At 54.4% G+C, this 18,031-nt stretch carries 14 protein-coding genes and 2 pseudogenes (1 of these 16 cut by a window edge); 12 read left to right on the plus strand and 4 right to left on the minus strand.

Annotated elements, in window-relative coordinates; all coding sequences use genetic code 11:
• The 4 genes from A1830_RS03650 to A1830_RS23855 form a co-directional block, all read left to right on the plus strand.
• On the plus strand, positions 1-212 hold the 3' portion of the coding sequence (locus A1830_RS03650) for a hydroxyethylthiazole kinase (RefSeq protein WP_067702235.1). Its footprint begins 301 nt before the window's first position; 212 of the gene's 513 nt are visible here — the last part of the coding sequence; its start codon lies off the left edge, out of view; its stop codon occupies positions 210-212.
• A 301-nt stretch (positions 213-513) separates the two neighbouring features.
• The gene (locus A1830_RS03655) at positions 514-1,722 is read left to right on the plus strand and encodes an aldose 1-epimerase family protein (RefSeq protein WP_067701885.1); all 1,209 of its coding nucleotides are present in this window, start codon (positions 514-516) and stop codon (positions 1,720-1,722) included.
• A gap of 148 nt (positions 1,723-1,870) precedes the next feature.
• Positions 1,871-2,248 (plus strand): type VI secretion protein, encoded by a 378-nt coding sequence (locus tag A1830_RS03660; protein ID WP_067701887.1) that lies wholly within the window; start codon positions 1,871-1,873, stop codon positions 2,246-2,248.
• A gap of 2 nt (positions 2,249-2,250) precedes the next feature.
• Positions 2,251-2,688 (plus strand): putative T6SS immunity periplasmic lipoprotein, encoded by a 438-nt coding sequence (locus tag A1830_RS23855; protein ID WP_067702238.1) that lies wholly within the window; start codon positions 2,251-2,253, stop codon positions 2,686-2,688.
• Positions 2,689-3,007: 319 nt separating this feature from the next.
• Here A1830_RS23855 and A1830_RS03670 read toward each other — a convergent pair whose 3' ends face one another.
• On the minus strand, positions 3,008-4,600 hold the full coding sequence (locus A1830_RS03670; protein WP_067701890.1) for an alkaline phosphatase: 1,593 nt from the start codon (positions 4,598-4,600) through the stop codon (positions 3,008-3,010).
• Positions 4,601-4,867: 267 nt separating this feature from the next.
• Between A1830_RS03670 and A1830_RS03675 the strand changes: the two genes are divergently transcribed.
• The 4 genes and pseudogenes from A1830_RS03675 to A1830_RS03695 all read left to right on the plus strand — a co-directional run bounded on the left by A1830_RS03675 (position 4,868) and on the right by A1830_RS03695 (position 12,684).
• Positions 4,868-5,770, plus strand: coding sequence for an alpha/beta hydrolase (locus tag A1830_RS03675; RefSeq protein ID WP_067701893.1), 903 nt, complete (start codon positions 4,868-4,870; stop codon positions 5,768-5,770).
• Between the two features lie 9 nt (positions 5,771-5,779).
• A pseudogene (locus A1830_RS03680) lies at positions 5,780-10,257 on the plus strand (DNA glycosylase AlkZ-like family protein).
• Between the two features lie 239 nt (positions 10,258-10,496).
• Positions 10,497-12,002: an MFS transporter gene (locus tag A1830_RS03690; RefSeq protein WP_067701899.1), complete on the plus strand. Its 1,506-nt coding sequence runs from the start codon at positions 10,497-10,499 to the stop codon at positions 12,000-12,002.
• Positions 12,003-12,111: 109 nt separating this feature from the next.
• Positions 12,112-12,684 carry a TetR/AcrR family transcriptional regulator gene (locus tag A1830_RS03695; protein ID WP_067701902.1) on the plus strand — a complete coding sequence of 191 codons (573 nt, stop codon included), beginning with the start codon at positions 12,112-12,114 and terminating at the stop codon, positions 12,682-12,684.
• 534 nt (positions 12,685-13,218) lie between these two features.
• Here the strand turns inward: A1830_RS03695 and A1830_RS21130 are convergent.
• Together A1830_RS21130 and A1830_RS03705 are read right to left on the minus strand one after the other, a co-directional pair.
• Positions 13,219-13,632, minus strand: coding sequence for a polymorphic toxin type 44 domain-containing protein (locus tag A1830_RS21130; protein ID WP_082804073.1), 414 nt, complete (start codon positions 13,630-13,632; stop codon positions 13,219-13,221).
• Positions 13,629-14,120 (minus strand): Hcp family type VI secretion system effector, encoded by a 492-nt coding sequence (locus tag A1830_RS03705; RefSeq protein WP_067701908.1) that lies wholly within the window; start codon positions 14,118-14,120, stop codon positions 13,629-13,631. The genes A1830_RS21130 and A1830_RS03705 overlap by 4 nt, the downstream gene beginning before the upstream one ends.
• Positions 14,121-14,607: 487 nt before the next feature.
• Between A1830_RS03705 and A1830_RS03710 the strand changes: the two genes are divergently transcribed.
• Complete coding sequence (locus tag A1830_RS03710; protein ID WP_082804074.1) at positions 14,608-15,483, plus strand: OBAP family protein; 876 nt, start codon at positions 14,608-14,610, stop codon at positions 15,481-15,483.
• Between the two features lie 58 nt (positions 15,484-15,541).
• On the opposite strand, the gene A1830_RS03715 is transcribed toward A1830_RS03710, so the two are convergent.
• Entirely contained in the window at positions 15,542-16,567 is a 1,026-nt protein-coding gene (locus A1830_RS03715; protein WP_067701911.1) for an LLM class flavin-dependent oxidoreductase, read from the minus strand.
• A gap of 113 nt (positions 16,568-16,680) precedes the next feature.
• On the opposite strand from A1830_RS03715, the pseudogene A1830_RS21135 reads away from it, so the two are divergent.
• The 3 genes and pseudogenes from A1830_RS21135 to A1830_RS03725 form a co-directional block, all read left to right on the plus strand.
• A pseudogene (locus tag A1830_RS21135) lies at positions 16,681-16,990 on the plus strand (recombinase family protein); the annotation flags it as partial.
• Positions 16,991-17,030: 40 nt separating this feature from the next.
• On the plus strand, positions 17,031-17,516 hold the full coding sequence (locus A1830_RS03720) for an Hcp family type VI secretion system effector (protein ID WP_067701914.1): 486 nt from the start codon (positions 17,031-17,033) through the stop codon (positions 17,514-17,516).
• A 2-nt stretch (positions 17,517-17,518) separates the two neighbouring features.
• Complete coding sequence (locus A1830_RS03725; protein WP_082804075.1) at positions 17,519-17,935, plus strand: polymorphic toxin type 44 domain-containing protein; 417 nt, start codon at positions 17,519-17,521, stop codon at positions 17,933-17,935.
• Positions 17,936-18,031: the final 96 nt, after the last annotated feature.

Genomic DNA, 18,031 nt, shown 5'->3' on the forward strand with positions numbered 1-18,031 from the left:
CCCGGCTGACGCAGGTCACGGGAGCGGGTTGCAGTCTGGGTGGCTTAATTGCTGCCTTCCTCTCAACCCCGGCCGATCCGCTGACGGCGGTGGCGGCCGCCCATGCGGTTTATGCCCAGGCCAGCGAGCGGGCATCATCCGCACGCGGCACCGGCAGCTTTGCGGTGAGCTTTCTGGATCACCTGTCGCTGCTTGATCCGCACGAAGCGTAAATCCACGGTGGGTCGAGCCTGATTCCCGCTAAAAGGGACAGGGCCAGGCTTGAGTGCGCCTGGTCCTCCAGCGCTCGCTTTTTATACGTTTAAGCTGAATCGTTTAAAGCCTTGTCATCTCAAGATCACCATAATCCAGTGTAACAGTTTCGTTATTGCCGACAGCTTGTGATCCACATCCCATTTCCGAAGCCCCTCACCGGCCTTTTCCTGCCGGGTGAGGAAAGTCACGTTTCTATTTGTTACTTATCAGTAAATTCCTTTAACTAATCTAAAAACGATTCAGCAAAAGAGGATACAAATGAACAAAAGAGCGGCGTTGACGGTGCTGGCAGTAATAATTTCTGCTCCGGCTGTGGCTAAAACCTGGGTGCTGACAAGTGCTGAACAGGCAGTAGATCAAGGGAACTGGAAGATTTCCAGCGGCGAGCTGAAGATTAAGGACAGCGCGTTCAGCATCGAACAAAAGGTGCTCCACGGGGGTAAACAGGAAGGCAGTAAAATCATTGTCATTCACAGTCAGTCGGGACTGACAATTACCCTCAGTCCGACCCGGGGCATGAACCTGCTGCGCGTGGAGGGCTTCGGCTCAAGAATGGGCTGGGATTCGCCGGTAAAAGAGGTCGTGAACCCGGCATTTATCAATCTGGAAAGCCGCAACGGCGTGGGCTGGCTGGAAGGTTTTAACGAAATGATGGTCCGCTGCGGCTACGAATGGACTGGCCATCCAGTCACCGCTGACGGTCAGATTTATACCCTGCACGGCAAAGCGGGTAATACGCCGGTATCCCAGCTCGAAGTGGAAGTGGCGGATGCCGCTCCGCATGAAATTCGAATTCGCGGCCTGATCAAGGAAAGCACCTTCAAAAAAGCGGATTTGCAGACCCTTACCGAGCTGCGCTACGTCCCCGGCAGCAACAGCTTCAGCCTGCATGATGTTTTAACCAACCATGCAGACTATCCGCACGATTATCAGATTATCTATCACAGCAACTTTAGTACGCCCATTCTGGAAGAAGGCGCGCGGTTCCTGGCACCGATATCCGGCATCAGCCCCTTTAACGATTATGCCAAAGCGGGTTTAAAAACATGGCAGACCTATGCGGGTCCGACCAAAGGTTTCGATGAAATGGTTTTCAACATCAGTCCGCTGTCTGATGCAAACCATCAGACCGTTGCGGCGGTGATCAATAAAGCCGGGGATAAGGGCGCTGCCATCCAGTTCGATACCCGGCAGCTGCCCGTCCTGACGCTATGGAAAAACACCGATACCCTGAAGCAGGGCTACGTGACCGGTATTGAGCCTGGCACCAGCTATGCCTATCCGGTGACCATTGAGCGTGAGCAGAAGCGCGTGAAGCAGCTACAGCCCGGCACCAGTACCGCATTTGACCTGACTTACACCCTGCTGCATAACCGCGATCAGGTAACCGGGGTTCGTAACAGAATCGAAAAAATCCAGGGCGAAACGAAAGTTGATGAGATTGCGACGCCAATGGCCAAAGAGTAGGTTGGCGGGATAATCAAACCGGATCCCTCTCTACTGAGGACGTGAAGCCCTTAATTGAACTTCTTAAATACCGCTCTGTCATTCCTATATCGGTGTTGAACACATAAAAGGAGATATACATGGATGTGCAAAAGGAAGGAAGTCTCAGATGACCCCGAATGGGGAGTTGTACTTCAGGAATTGGTATAGCAGTGATTTCTCCGTAGCGGATTATCCCTCGCAGCATCTTTTTATTCATGAGATGAGCCATGTATGGCAGCGCGAAAGAGGGATGAATGTTATCGCGCGAGGCTTAGTCAGCTTTGCAGTCAGCTACCGATATAAACTCGACGGTCGACCTTTGAGGCGTTATCCAATGGAACAACAGGCCCAAGTCATTGCAGACCATTTTATTTTGAGTCACTACGGCTATGCAGTGTGGTCGACACTTAAGAGAAGAGGGGATATTACATTGGATGGTGATAAGAGCGAGGCTGTAGTTCAACAAAAGTACAAGGAAACAATGAGTCACTTCCCATGGAGATAATGATGATTTATAAGCGTAAACGTTGCTCCATCTTACTGATTGCATCGATTTTTTTTCTGACTGGTTGCCCAGGATCAGGTGACAGGTTAACAGCAGACGAAACCACCACGGTGAGTCAGACTGGAGAAGATGTCTGTTTTATAGTTAGTAACGCAGCAAACTACCAACCTTCTCTGATCTCGATTAATCCCAGGGGAACACCCCCACAAAAGTTGTCCGTTACGGATTCGCCTGATCTAAGGGTTAAAAACGGCAAGTTATGCATTCCACCCAACTTTTACCGCTTCACAGACAAGGGGCAGTACGTCGTACAATACATACTTGAAGCGCCCGGTGGATTGCCACAAAGAAGCGTGGTGACGGGAATTGAGTTTTCTCAGGGGCAGGTGAAAAGCATACCGCTTAAGGATAGTGAGATAACGAGAGGATCAACGCACTAACGTGGTGAATAGAGAAAGGCCAAACGATGAGAAAACTCAAACAGGTTGCCACCTCTATAAAATCCACCGGCGCTGATAGCAGGGAACATCGAGTTGGGTAAGTGAGAGCATGAGCTAAGGAATCAGCGGAATCAGCGGAATCAGCGGAATCAGCGGAATCAGCGGAATCAGCGGAATCAGTATATTAAATTTAACATAATATACATTATGCGCACCAAGGTAACGCTACGTGAAATCCTGAGATTTGTCGCCTCTACTAATGGTGATGATATTGATATTGTCGCCCCTGATAATTCTACAGGAGCGACTTTTACACATCTTACGGGGTGTTTTTATCCACCACGTTGCCTTCCAGCGCGGCTTTCACAACCTGGTAAACGTCCGTATTATCAATAAACTTGCCATCATTCAGTCCAACATATCTTGCATAACCTGCATCCGTACCTCGTACTCTGGCATTAAACGCCTCGGCCCCGACGCCTTTCGCCCATAAAGGAACCAGCGAGTTTGAATGGTTTCCCGTAGGACGGAATGAGATACCAGGCATATGGCCTTTGCCCTTATTGATGACGGCCTGAAAGGCCGATTTTTGCGCATCAGGTCCCATAGGCATCCCGTTATCGTGGTCTGTCGTTACAACCAGCAGTGTTTCCTCCCAGCTGCTGTTTTTTTCCACCCAGTCAATGACCGCCGATACAGCATTGTTGAAATCTGCGGTCTCTTCAATCAGACGACCGTACTCCACGCCACTGCAGTTAGGATTGTAAGAATTGCCCCAGTCCCCCTTACCCGTACAGGCATTACTGGTGTGTGCTGCCCAGTCGGTTGCTCCTCCCTCAATCATCACAAAAAAGCCCTTATCGTTCTGGCTGAGATGTTTAATTGCGCCTTCGCTCATGGTTTTCAATGTCGGGACCGTGCGGATAAAGGCATCTCCTGACGGCGTTGCGGTATCTTTGCCGGTAATTGCGCCCTGACGCCCCTGCTGGAGCGTTCCGCTCGGGGCTACATTAGGGGAGCCAAGCAGCGGTCCGGTATAACTCAGGGAACCCTCTGCCAGAGAGGCAAACTCATCTTTAGTCCGCACTATCTTCCACGGTTGATGGGCATTGAAAGGAATAATTTTATTCGTTTGCAAAGCCCGCCACTCATCTTCAGCCAGAAAAGTGTGGGCATCTTTGCCGCAGCCCACTGCTGATTCACCCTCGGCCAGATGCTGACAGTCCGTTCCATTGACGTTAAACCCGGGCAGGCCCGTTCCCATAATTAGATCAATCTTGCCGGAGGTAAGCATTTGATGGGCGATCGCATGATAATCATTACGCGATGCACTCTGTGCAGCAAAGGCCGCAGGTGTCGCATGTGAGAAAGGAACGCTGGTGACAACACCTGTAGATTTGCCCTGCTCTTTAGCAATAAGCGTAACGAATTCTATGGGCTTGCCGTTATTATCATAGTTAATGGCATTATTATAGGTTTTAACCCCGGAGGCGAGAGCGGTACCTGCGGCAGCACTATCCGTGGGGTTGGTGGCTAAATATTTGTACCCTTTAAAGGGCAGGTCCTTATCTTCATCCGGAGTGATTTCCCATGCTTTGAGTGGATCATAATTGACTAAGGGATCCGCGGTAAAAGTTGCCTGCTTCGAGGGATTCAGCGGATAGGTGGTCATCGCATACTTGATCGGAAATCCGGCATAAGGCGTTTTTTCCCGACTGCCATATTGCCAGTATGCAGTTGCATCCCATGTGCCCCATCCTGCACCATCATTAATCATTATGATGACATTTTTGGCTTTCGTCATCGGTATTTCTGCTGCAGTCACAGATGATGTGGCCGCCAGCGCTAACGCTGATAAGAGTAATGGGGTTAAGGTGCGTTTATAAAGCGGGGAACAGCACTGATAATTCATAAAAGCTCCAGAGGTCTGTATTTCAGGTTAACAATGTCATTAAAAACCAAGGTGTTTCTAAAGGTTTCTATTAGTATTATATTAATTCATGACATATTAATGACATTTAATGCAATATCAGCCATTACATTGCTCATTCTGTCCTTCCAGTGCGAATTCCGCCCCCCGCAACGCCCGCTTGCACGATGTAACATACCGCACCATTTACTTCACATTATGTCCTGATTACTGTAGTGAAATAGCATTCCCTAAGACCAGGAGTGAACTATGAATCGTCGTCATTTTCTCACCGGTGTTGCTGCTACATTCGTCGCCGTCCGGGCGGGCATTTTACAGGCCAGCCCGTCAGGACAAAACAGTGAAATTCCTTTGTGGGACGGTAATCCGCCCGGGGGTGGCGGCCCAGCCGGCAGCGCCGATCTGTCAGGCAAAGGCGCCCTGACCCACGTGAGCCGTCCCCTGCTCACCCGCTTCACGCCTGCCGTTCCGAACGGTAAGGCCGTGCTGATTGCGGCCGGCGGCGGATATAAAAGAATCGAAATGGGCCCAGAAGCCTGGCCCGCCGCAAAGTGGCTTACCGCTCGTGGCTATACGGCCTGGGTGCTGACCTACAGGCTGCCTGCCGAAGGCTGGAAAGACGGAAGCGTGGTGGCCTTTCAGGATGCCCAGCGGGCGCTGAGGATTGTCCGGCAGCATGAAAAACACGTTAGCGTTTTAGGCTTCTCCGCCGGGGGGCATTTGCTTGGGATGGCGGCGACGCGCACTGATTTTGCGTCCTACCCCGCGCGTGATGCGCTGGACAACACGCCTATCCATGCCGATCGTATTGCGCTGATTTACCCGGTTATCACCCTGGAAAAGCCCTATACTCATACCTCAACGCATAAAATTATGGTTGGGCCAGATGCTTCGGCCTCTGCAGAAGCGGCCTGGTCGGTGCAGAATTATGTTACCAGGCAAACCCCGCCGGTCTTTCTGGTTCAGGCCGAGGACGATCCCATTTCAGATCCGCATAATACGCTGATTATGGCGGCGGCCTGCGAGCATGCGCATGTGCCGGTCGAGATGCACCGTTATTCCAGCGGGGGTCACGGTTTCGGCATGGGTAAACCCGGTACGCCGACGGTAGCCTGGCCGGAAAAATATGAAAAATGGCTGCATCAGGGCTAGAGGAGTGTCATGCCTGAGCTGGATACGCAATCTGAAACAGATCCGCTGAATCGGTTTTCCGCTCCCGTTCAGGCCTGGTTTCGTTCCGCCTTCCCTGCCCCGACGCCCGTTCAGCGGGCCGCCTGGCAGGCTATTGCTTTGGGTAGTAGCTGCCTGGTCATCGCCCCTACCGGGTCGGGCAAAACGCTGGCCGCCTTTCTCTATGCCATAGATGCCCTTTTTGCAGAGCGTCAGATAGCCACAGAAGCAGGTAAAAAGGCGGGCAGGACGACCACGCGTATCCTTTATCTCTCCCCGGTTAAAGCCCTGGCTGCCGACGTCGAGCGTAATCTGCGGCTTCCGCTCGAGGGCGTCACCGGGCAGCGCAGCAGAATGGGCGCCCCTGAAATCAGCATTAGCGTAGGATTGCGATCCGGTGATACCTCCACAGCGGAGCGAGGCAAACTGCTGCGGCGGCCCCCGGATATCCTGATCACCACGCCGGAATCCCTTTTTTTAATGCTGACGTCGAAAGCGCGAGAGACGCTGCGCGGCGTCACCACCGTCATCCTTGATGAGGTCCACGCCGTGGCGGGCAGTAAACGGGGGTCACAGCTTGCCCTGAGTCTGGAAAGACTCGACGCGCTGCTCCCGGCGCCCGCTCAGCGGATCGGCCTCTCCGCCACGGTGCGCCCGGTTGGCCCCGTCGCCGCCTTCCTCGGCGGTTCGCAGCAGACCACCATCGTGAATCCCGCCTCTGACCGCCAGCTGAATATGAAAATTATCGTGCCGGTGGAAGATATGACGGATATCTCCAGCCGTCCGACGCGCCCGGACAGCGCGCAGGAGAGCGGTGCGGCGGGTTCGATATGGCCCCATGTGGAAGCCAGCATTCTCGACCGGGTGCTGGCATGCCGCGCGACGCTGGTTTTTACCAACTCCCGGGGGCTGGCTGAAAAACTCACCGCCCGCCTTAATGAGCGCTACGCCATGCGGCTCAGCCAGGCACCTGAAGCCTCAACTCAGGCCTTTCAGTATGGCTCGCGCAGCGGCGGCACCACACAGAGCGAAGAGGAAACCGCGCCGGTCATCGCCCGTTCGCACCACGGTTCGGTTTCAAAAGAGCAGCGCAGGGTGATTGAATCGGCCCTGAAAGCGGGAGAACTCCGCTGCGTGGTAGCCACCTCCAGCCTGGAACTGGGCATTGACATGGGGCTGGTTGACCTGGTGATTCAGGTAGGGTCACCGCCCTCCGTCGCCAGCGCACTCCAGCGCGTGGGTCGGGCTGGCCACCAGGTGGGCGGCATCTCATCCGGGGTGATTTTCCCGCGTACCCGGCGCGATCTGGTGGATGCGACGGTAACAGTTAACTGCATGCTTTCCGGTCAGCTGGAGGCAATCGCGCCACCGCGTAATCCGCTGGATATTCTGGCCCAGCAGACTATTGCTGCCGTGGCCATGGATCCCCTGCACGTTGATGACTGGTACAGCACCGTACGCCGTGCGGATCCCTTTAAGACGCTGCCGCGCGGCGCATTTGATGCCACGCTGGATATGCTGTCCGGGAAATACCCTTCTGATGCGTTCGCCCAGTTTCGCCCGCGGATTGTCTGGGACCGCGACAGCGGTATGCTGACTCCCCGGCCGGGTGCGCAGCATCTGGCCGTCACCAGCGGTGGCACCATCCCGGATCGCGGCATGTTTAGCGTAGTCTTACCCGAAGGTGAGGAGCAGGCGGGTTCACGCCGCGTCGGTGAGCTGGATGAGGAGATGGTGTATGAATCCCGTCTTAATGACATCATCACGCTGGGGGCAAGCTCCTGGCGCATCCAGCAGATCACTCACGATCAGGTGGTAGTGGTCCCCGCCCCGGGCCGTTCTGCCCGCTTGCCCTTCTGGCGTGGTGAAGGCCCGGGGCGATCCGCCGAGCTGGGTGAATCGACCGGGGCTTTCCTGCGGTATATTGAAGAACAGATGGCCGCTAAGCATGGTCTGCGCGCGGTCGAAAAGGTGCTGTCCCGTAGCGGGCTGGATCGCTATGCGGTGCAAAATATTCTTGCGCTGGTCGATGAACAGCATCAGGCCACCGGGGTGATTCCCACTGACCGGACGCTATTGATTGAACGCTGCCGCGATGAGAGCGGCGACTGGCGGGTAATTCTCCACTCCCCCTGGGGAAAGCGGGTTAACAGTCCGTGGGGGCTGGCCGTGGCCGAGCGCATCCGCACGGATCTGAGGCTGGAAGGCTCGGTGGTCGCCAGCGATGATGGCATCATTGCCCGCTTTCCTGATACGGCCGGCCGGGTTCCAGGCGCTGAGCTTTTCCTGTTTGAACCGGAGCAGCTTCAGCGCACCGTTGCCGATGCAGTCGGCAGCTCCGCTCTGTTTGCCGCCCGTTTTCGCGAGTGCGCCTCCCGCGCGCTGCTGCTGCCACGGCGCAACCCCGGCAAACGTTCGCCGCTCTGGCAGCAGCGTCTTCGCGCGGGTCAGCTGCTCGAGGTGGCGCGTGAATATGCTGATTTTCCGGTACTGATTGAGACCGCGCGTGAATGTCTGCAGGATGTCTACGACCTTCCGGCGCTGCACGGGGTGATGGGGAGGATCCAGCAGAACGAGATCCAGTTTGCCGNGTTGTCTCTGTCATTGAACAGCAGCTACAGCGACTGACGCCAGAGTACCGGGTCGCCAGCAGTGAAGGCCTGGCGGATCTGCTGCGCGAGCTGGGTCCGCTCTCGTCCGGGGAGATGAATCGGCGCTTTGAGGCAGAAGATCAGACGGCAGCGGAGTGCCTGCGGGTACTGGCAGATGCCCGGCGTATCATTCAGGTGACGATAGCCGGTAAGCCGTGCTGGGCATCCGTTGAGGATGCTGCCCGACTGCGCGATGCACTGGGCACCCTGCTGCCTGCGTCTGTCCCTGCGGCCTTTCTGGAACCGGTTTCGCATCCGCTGCGGGACCTGATTGGCCGCTACGCGCGCACCCATACGCTGTTCAGCAGCCAGGACGTTGCCTCAGGGTTCGGCCTGGGTGTCGCGGTAGCGGAGGCAGAGCTGGAACGCCTGCGGGAACAGGGAAAGGTGCTAAAGGGTAACTTTAACCTGTCGGAAGATGCATCCACCGCTGAACAGTGGGTGGCTCAGGAGGTGTTTCGACGAATGCGTGTGCGCTCCCTGCAGGCTGCCCGCGAAGCAACGCGCCCGGTTTCGCAGGAGGCCTGGGTCACGTCGCTGCTAATGCGGCAGGGGCTGATCGGCGAGGGGGTCCCACACCATGAAGGTGTCGCAGAAGGCGTCTATACCGGGACCAACGGCGTTGCGCGCGTCATTGAGCAGCTGGCAGGCGTTGCACTTCCTGCTTCTCAGTGGGAGACGCAGATTTTACCCGCGCGCGTGCGGGACTATCAACCTTCCATGCTGGATGAGCTGCTGGCCACCGGCGAGGTGGTCTGGACCGGAGAACAGGCTGTGGCCGCTCATGATGGTCTGGTTTCCCTGCATATCAGCGAATTTGCAGCCGAAACGCTACCCCTGTCCGTGGAAGCGGCAGAAGGAACCGGGATCCAGACGCCGCTTCAGCAGGCCATTATGAAGATACTGGCTAACGGCGGAGCGTATTTTATGCGTCAGATCCTGGCGCAGCTGGAAGAGAGCGACCCGGAAGAGGTTGCCGGGGCGATGTGGCAGCTGGTGTGGTCTGGCTACATTACCACCGATACCTGGGCTGCGCTGCGTGCGCTAACGAGCCCCTTGCCGACCCAGCGTGGACGCGCCCATCGGGTGCTACGCAGCCGACGTGGACATACCCATCTGGCGGCAAAAGCGCCCTCACCGCGCGCAGGGCCGGGTATTAACAGTCTGACCGGACGCTGGTCAGCGGTGATTCGTGACACCGTAACGCCAACGCGGCGCGTACTGGCGTGGGTTGAGAACATGCAGGATCGATATGGCGTTATCGCCCGGGGGGCGGCGATATCCGAGCAGGTGCCGGGCGGCTTCCCTGCCCTACAACCCGTTCTGCGCGGCATTGAAGATGCCGGACGCATGCTGCGGGGTCGCTTTGTTCAGGGGCTGGGCGGCGCCCAGTTTGCCGATAATGCGACGATCGAAAAACTCCGGGCCGTGGCGGACAGGCGACCGGACCGGCTTCTCGCCGTGGCGTTATCGGCCATCGATCCCGCTAATCCTTTTGGGGCTACGCTCCCATGGCCAACATCGCTACAGGGGGTCCGCCCCACGCGCCGCAGTGGTTCGCTGATCGTTATCTGCCATGGACGGCTTCTGCTCTGTCTGGTTCAGGGCGGAAAAGAGCTACTGACCTTTACCCCCGAAAAGGACAGCGATGAGCGCGCGGCCATTGCTGCGCTGGCCGTGGCGCTTAAGTGCGACAGGCAGCTCAGATTTATCCTGGAACGGGTGGATGGCAAACCGGTCGGCGGCTCCCCGCTGGTTCCGGCGCTGCGAGCGGTGGGCTTCTCTCGCGTACCAAAGGGTTACAGCTGGTTCCCTTAAATCACGCCTTCCTGCCGCCTGACAGACGCGCCTTACCCCTGTTGCAAACTCAATCCCACCTAAACAACCGGTTCATCCACCTTGCCTTTGAGCAACCGCTCAAGTAACTTTCCGGCTTGAGCGGTTGCTCAAACGTTATTTCGCCGCCCTTCTGCGCGGTGCAAGAAGCGATCGAACCTGGAAACCCGCCTGCACTACCCTGAGCCGGGACCAGGATACTTTCAATCTGAGGCAAAATCATGTACGTCAAAAATCGCTGGTTGATACTGGCGATCATCACCAGCACCCTTTTCCTTATTGTCATTGATATGTCTGTTCTTTATACCGCACTGCCGCGGCTTACCCAGGCACTGGACGCCACGGCTTCGCAAAAACTGTGGATTGTGAATGCCTATCCGCTGGTCGTGGCCTGCCTGCTGCCGGGCGCAGGAATGCTCAGCGATCGCATTGGCCATAAAACACTCTTTATGAGCGGCCTGCCCGTCTTTGCCACTGCATCACTCTGTGCGGCTTATTCACCCAGCGCAGAGATCCTGATTGCCTCCCGCGTATTTCTGGCGGTGGGTGCAGCAATGATGATGCCTGCGACACTCTCCATCGTACGCCATGTTTTTACCAATCCGCGCGAACGGGCGCTTGCCATCGGCATCTGGTCCGCTGTGGCTTCAGGCGCCGCCGCCCTTGGCCCGGTAATCGGAGGCGTATTGCTGGCGCATTTCTGGTGGGGATCGGTGTTTCTGATTAACGTACCGGTGGTGCTGGTGGCCATCGTATTCGCCGCGCTCTATATCCCCCGCATCGAGGGTGATGTAAAACGCCCCTGTGATGTGATCGGATCGCTGATGATCATGATCGGGCTGGTCGGCGTCATTTATGCGCTGAAAGAGCTGAGCAAAATGGATGCCTCGATGGCGGCCGTGGCGGTAAGCGGGTTAACCGGTATCCTGTTTATGGGGCTGTTTGTCAGACGCCAGACGCGCTCAACCCATCCTATGATCGACTTCTCCCTGTTCAAAAATGCGGGATTCAGCGCCGGAGTCGCCGTCGCCATTATCTCGATGATCGTGCTGATCGGTATCGAGCTGGTACTCACCCAGCGGCTACAGCTGGTTCAGGATCTGTCACCGCTGAGGGCCGCGCTGACCATTCTCCCTATTCCAATCGCTTCTGCGCTCTCCTCCACGCTGGCTGGCATGCTGCTACCGCGCCTCGGTGAACGGCGGATCATTCTGGGTGGCCTGTGTCTGACCGCACTGGGGATTATTTGCCTGGCGCTAAGTTTTGAAAACGGCCTGTTATATCAGATGATTGCACTGTTTATCCTCGGATTTGGCCTTGGCGGCCCGGTGACCGCGGCCTCAACGGCGATCATGCTCAATACACCAGAGGAAAAAGCCGGGATGGTCGCCGCCATAGAGGATGTCTCGTGGGAGCTGGGTGGCGTACTGGGGGTTACCCTGCTGGGCGGCCTGATGACGGCGGCCTACAGCACTATCCTTGTCCTGCCGGAAGGGTTAGTTAACGGCGTGAAGGCCTATGACAGCCTGGATGAAGCGCTGCTGATCGCCAGGGAAATGAGTCAGCCCTACGCCACTATACTGACCGAGCTGGCAAGAGAAGCTTTCGATCGCGCATTCAGACTGGTGCTGGTCGGCGCGACAGTTCTGGTTGCCTGTAGTCTGGTTGCGTTGAGATACATGTTAAGACAGCCTGAAATCCGGCAGCAGGTCGGGGCGAAAAGCTAAAGGCTGGAAAAGCCACTTGGGATTTTGTTATAAACAGTTCTTTGCCGGGGTAATATACTGAACGCTTTTTACTTCGGCTGACCCAGGGCCGCCTTATAAAGGAACAAAGATGAAAGAGATGGCTGACACGCTCAGAGGCAAAATCCTTGATGGGGCAATCGAACTGTTTATCGTCAGGGGCGTTGAGAAAGTAACAACGCGCGAGTTGACGGAACATCTGGGTATCTCGCGCAGTCATATCTATCACTACTTCCGCGACTGGCAGGCGCTCTGTATTGAGGCGCTGACGCATTTTATGCTGTCCGAGCTGGAGGAGGTTAAAGCCCGCATTGCGCACCTGCCGCCGGGAGAGAAGCTCAAAGCGCTGGTGGATAACTATCTTCCCGAGGGACAGGATGCAGTCTGGCAGCTCTATGTTTCCCTGTGGCAGCTGGCGGCGCATAACGCGGCATGGGCCGCGTTGGCCGACCAGCTGATGCATCAGTGGAAGCAGTTTCTGACCGAAATTATCATCACCGGCGAAGCGAGCGGCGCGTTCAGGGTGACGGACAGCCAGCGCATCACGCGCCAGCTGGCGGCACTGCTTAACGGCTACTCCGATAAGCTGGTGGTGGCACCTTCTGCCGCTGCACGTCAGCAGGCAATAGATGATATTGACGCCTTTATTGCGATGGTACTGTGACAGCGATATTCAGTTAATAGGGGTCTGAAGCCCAACCGTACGAAAACGTACAATTCTTTGTGTCTATTATATTGCGATATATCAGACAGTACTTCATTAACGTATTTTTTCGTTCCATTGGCTTCAGACCCCAAAATCCAGCTTTCATGCTGGATTTACTCTTAGAATGGTGATGCATTCAGATATATCGTAGTTAAGTAAGTCGCCCCGTTATTGAAGCTGTATACATCCCCTTTAACGGTTAGGTGAATAGCCAGGTCACTTATATCAATCTTCGCACTTCCGTCAGACGTTGATAAAAAGGCCCAGTATTTATCGCCTAAACCTTTTAGGAAATTGTTTCTGGTGACTGCTGAAGGGACCAAATAATATTGGTACACAAAACCTGTCGTAGCACCGGCGCTTCCCTCTGTGACGTATAGCGTGATCTGTGAGTTAACTTTCTCAACTTTGTAAATGGTCTGGTCTATAGGGGAATTAAGTACTTTCCACGCACTGTATAAAGCAACGATGGCAAAAATCACCACGGCCCACTTAAAAACCCGAACGTTTCGCATAATCTAAACCTGCCCTTATCCATGTCTGATCTTCTGGATCATCACCATAAGAGTTAGGGCCCTGATAATCAGCAAACTCAGGGCGGCTTGTACCTGCAAGAGTTTGCGCAGCACCTGCACCACGAAGCAGAATCTGATCAGGGATACCCGCTGCTGCCCCAACAGCGCCGTAGTTGAAGTTTCCAAAGGCTGCGTACTTCCTATCGCGTTGTTTGTAATCCCACGGCCCGTGATTTCTTACCTGATAATAAAACCAGATGTAGGTGAGGGCTGACGGGCCACGGTGAAAACGTGCCATCATCATGTTATTGACGATATTCACGCCTGGGGGAGCAAAAGAGGACACATCATACGGCGGGTGAGGTGATGCCGCTAATGTTGGGTATCTCACGCTTGCGCTCTCTCATTCCATGCATCGGTGAATTGAACGTTACCATCGCAGTATTTCCAAGTGATTTTTTCATAGCGAAGCTCTACACACTCAAGGTGGTTATGCTTTTCTTTAGCGGGGTCTTTAGTGTCGTGCATCACCGGTGAAACTCCGACAATTTTCACACCTTCAAGCAGCATGTTGAAGTATTCAACTTCCTGACCAGCGTCATTAATGCGATACCATTTGAATTCGGCTGATTTGAGGGTTTGACCAGTAGCTACGGCTTTGTAAAGGTAAGGGCTGGAGCTATCAAACTCCTTTTGGAGTATTACGGCTGAGTGCTTGCGGGTTCCAGTTATTTTCCCTGTCATTCCGTCAGTTGGAATACTCAGGTTATGAGAAAAGCCGTTAATCTCAATGCTGCCATCACGGTCTTGAACATCTACAGACCCCTTGATGTGTGCCCCACCATCGTCTTTAAGCCATAGGTAAGCGGGGATAGCCATTTTTTCTTTATCCTTATGTTGTTATAAAGTCCACAACGAAAGTATAGGTAATCAGGAGTGGCGAGTAAACAATGATGAGGGATGGTTTGGGCGATAGTATACCTAATGCTCCCGATGTGGGTATAACCACAACCAGGAGCGTAGCGACCAGCGTCAGACCGTTGGTTTTTTTATTCTGATTTTGTGGGAGAATGTGCCAGACCATCAATCACACATCTCCGCAGCCACTGCCTTGAAACTCACTTTATCAGGTACGTGATGCGTTCACGTGAGACGGGGCAGAGCCAGCATCTTTTCCGTGCTGGTTGGATACCACATGTGCCTGTTTATCGGGGTTTGAGGCCCAACCGTACGAAAACGTACGGTTGGGCCTCAAACCCCTAATATGACCGGACGCACATAAATCCCCTCTTGCGGGCGCACAATTCCTCACCGCCGTTACACTTACAGCAAATTTAGCGGCGGTACGCCTGTAAGAGGAATTACGATGCCCGATCTTAATAACATTATCCCCCTTTCCGCACCAACACGCGTGACAATTGGTCTGCCCCTGAGAAAACCTGCCACGTTATCCTGCGCTGCCCTGTTTAGTTCGCTGCTGATACTGACCGGCTGCGGCGGGGGCAATACGCCGCCTAAGGTTCACGCGCCAGGAAACCCAGAATCCACTAAGCTGGAGGTGCTGGATAAAGGCGCAGCGTTGATGCAGTCCCGCCCGCCCGTTGACGCGATCAATGCTTACCTTGACGGCTTTCATTTTTATAACGGCGACAAAAATGGTCAGATGGAAGCGCATCATTACGTCACCGTGCTCAATGACGATGTGATGCAGGCGGTTATCTACGACGGGAATACGCGTGATGCCCATTTGATGGGCGTGGAATACATTATCAGCGAAAAACTCTTTGCGGGCCTGCCGCCCGAGGAGAAAAAGCTGTGGCACAGCCATCGCTACGAGGTCAAATCCGGCAGTCTGATTGCACCCGGCCTGCCCGAGGCGGCTGAAAATTCACTGATGAAAAAGCTGGTAAATACCTACGGCAAAACCTGGCACACCTGGCATACCGATCGGGACAAAACGCTGCCGCTTGGCATTCCGTCCCTGATGATGGGCTTTACCGCCGACGGGCAGCTGGATCCTAAACTGCTTGCCGACAGGGATCGTCGCTTCGATACGGATACCCGGAAGATCCGCCAGCAGCGCAGTGATATTCAGGCTCATCCCATCGTCACTGGAGCCGATGCTTGGGAAAAAGGGCATACGATCCAGTTACAAAGGGTGTCCGGTGCCGGTGAGCATGCTCAGGGCACCACCGGCTTCTCCACCTCGGAACAGACCGAACACGGCAAGGTGGGAAACTGACCGGCGCCCTGCTCCTTGCGAACCCGGCTGGGCGAGAAACAGATGGCGCCCTGCTCTTTTACTCGCGCCAGCCCAGCGCGGGTGCGACGTGCGTCAGGATGGCTTCCATCACGTGAGCACAGTAGTCAACGCCGAGCTGATTAGGGATAGTCAACAGCAGAGTATCCGACTCGGCAATCGCTTCATCCTTTGCCAGCTGGGCGATCAGTGCTTCCGGCTCGGCTGCATAGCTACGGCCAAAAATAGCCCGCGTTTTCTCATCCAGATAGCCTATCTGATCGCCGCCTTCCCGGCTGGATCCAAAATAGGCGCGATCGGTGCTGTTTATCAGGGCAAAAATACTGCGGCTGACCGACACCCGCGGCTCGCGTTGATGACCCGCCTCTTTCCACGCTGCCCGGTAAGCGCGGATCTGCCTGGCCTGCTGAATATGGAACGGCTCACCGGTTTCATCATCTTTCAGCGTGGAGCTTTGCAGATTCATCCCCAGCTTTGCGGCCCATACGGCGGTAGCATCGGAGCCGGATCCCCACCAGATACGTTCGCGCAGCCCGTCGGACCAGGGTTCCGGGCGCAGTAATCCGGGCGGATTAGGAAACATCGGCTGCGGATTGGGTTTGGCAAAGCCCTCTCCACGCAGCACCTCCAGCAGCTCCTCGGTGTGCCTGCGGCCCATCTGCGCGTCGTTTTCACCCTGCTGCGGCTCAAAACCGAAATAACGCCAGCCGTCGACAACCTGTTCCGGCGAACCGCGGCTCAGCCCCAGCTGCAACCGGCCTCCGCTGATCAGGTCAGCCACGCCCGCATCTTCCGCCATATAGAGCGGGTTTTCGTAGCGCATATCAATAACGCCGGTGCCAATCTCGATACGCTTCGTCCTGGCCGCCACCGCCGCAAGTAGCGGGAATGGCGCGCTAAGCTGGCGGGCAAAGTGATGCACGCGGAAATAAGCCCCGTCCGCGCCCAGCTCTTCGGCGGCCACGGCAAGGTCGATGGACTGGAGCAGCGCATCCGCTGCTGAACGCGTTGCCGACTGCGCCGAGGGCGTCCAGTGGCCGAATGACAAAAAGCCTATCTTTTTCATGGTCGGGCTACCTTTATCTCAGGTCAGATTCAGTACAGACTAGCATACATGCTGCATTCTCAGGCTGACAGCCCGCTTCGATAAGGGCGCACATAACGATCCATTTTAACCCTATGCGGGTGAAATCATTTCAGGCTATATTACAATTTACCCGTCCCTGAGATACCAGGTTATCTTGCGAGTGAATCGTCTGATTCGTTCGCAAAATGACCTGATTGAAATGGTCAAGTTGCTGGAGTCGAATAATATCGGCTTAAAAGCCTTAGGGGATCCATTGATATCACCTCCAGATCCGGTATGCTGACATTTCATCTTTTTGGGGCACTGGCTGAATTTGAGCGTAATTTGACACGGGAAAGAACCCAGGCCGGACTTCAGGCTGCGCGGGCCAGAGTGAAAAACGGCGGAAGACCAAAAGCGCTTATGGAATAAATTACACTTTTATTAAAAGGAAATTAATAGAATGGCAATACCAGCATATATGTGGTTGAAAGATGACGGCGGAGCTGATATCAGAGGTTCCGTTGACGTGAAGGAAAGAGAAGGTAGCATCGAAATAAACGGATTTTCGCATAATCTCAGTTTACCAACAGATGCTATGACAGGGAAAGTGACCGGAACCAGAAAACATTCTTCAGTAATCCTTCAAAAAGAATTTGATTCATCTTCCCCTTATTTGTACAAAGCCGTTGCAACCGGTCAGACACTCATGTCAGCTGAAATTAGATGGTATAATATCAATGATGCCGGCCAGGAGGTTGAATATTTTAACATGCTGTTGGAAGGTGTTAAAATTGTTGGAATGTCACCCATAATGCACGACACCAAAGATCCAGCAAAAGAAAAACATAATCACCTGGAGTGTGTCGAGTTGCGTTATGAGAGAATTACCTGGAAACATTGTGTTGGCAACTTGTTGTTCTCAGATTGCTGGAATGAGAGAGCGTAACTATGCGCTATCCAACCTTAGCAGTAACATCTCATCCACCTTATGATGTCTCGTCTTTCGCACCACCAGGTGTGTCTGTACTCAACAACATGATGATTGCCAGATTCCACAAAGGGCCATCTGCTTTGACCTATGCCTGCTTTTACTCTCAGGTGCGTAATAACGGTCCATGGGATTATAAAAAACGGTCTGGAAAACACTACGCTAATTTCGGAAACTTCAATTACGGAGCTGTAGGAACGGCTGCTGGGATCGGAAAAGAAGTATTATTCAGAGCCGCGGGATGGGCGCAAGGCAGGGCTGGGACGAGTGAGAAGGAATATGGCATTTGGTATGGCGATAGCCCTTTTGGTGATGATCCTGATGACCAGGGGTGGATTAGAGCGGGGATAGATTATGCGATACGCTCAGGTTTTTAAAAAAAGCTATTTTCTGATTGCTTTAATCGCACTGATCGTGACTGGAACATATCAGATAATAAAATTTTCACCACTTGAACAGTCCATAATAAAGAA

Source organism: Erwinia sp. ErVv1, assembly GCF_900068895.1.
Lineage (GTDB): Bacteria > Pseudomonadota > Gammaproteobacteria > Enterobacterales > Enterobacteriaceae > Erwinia.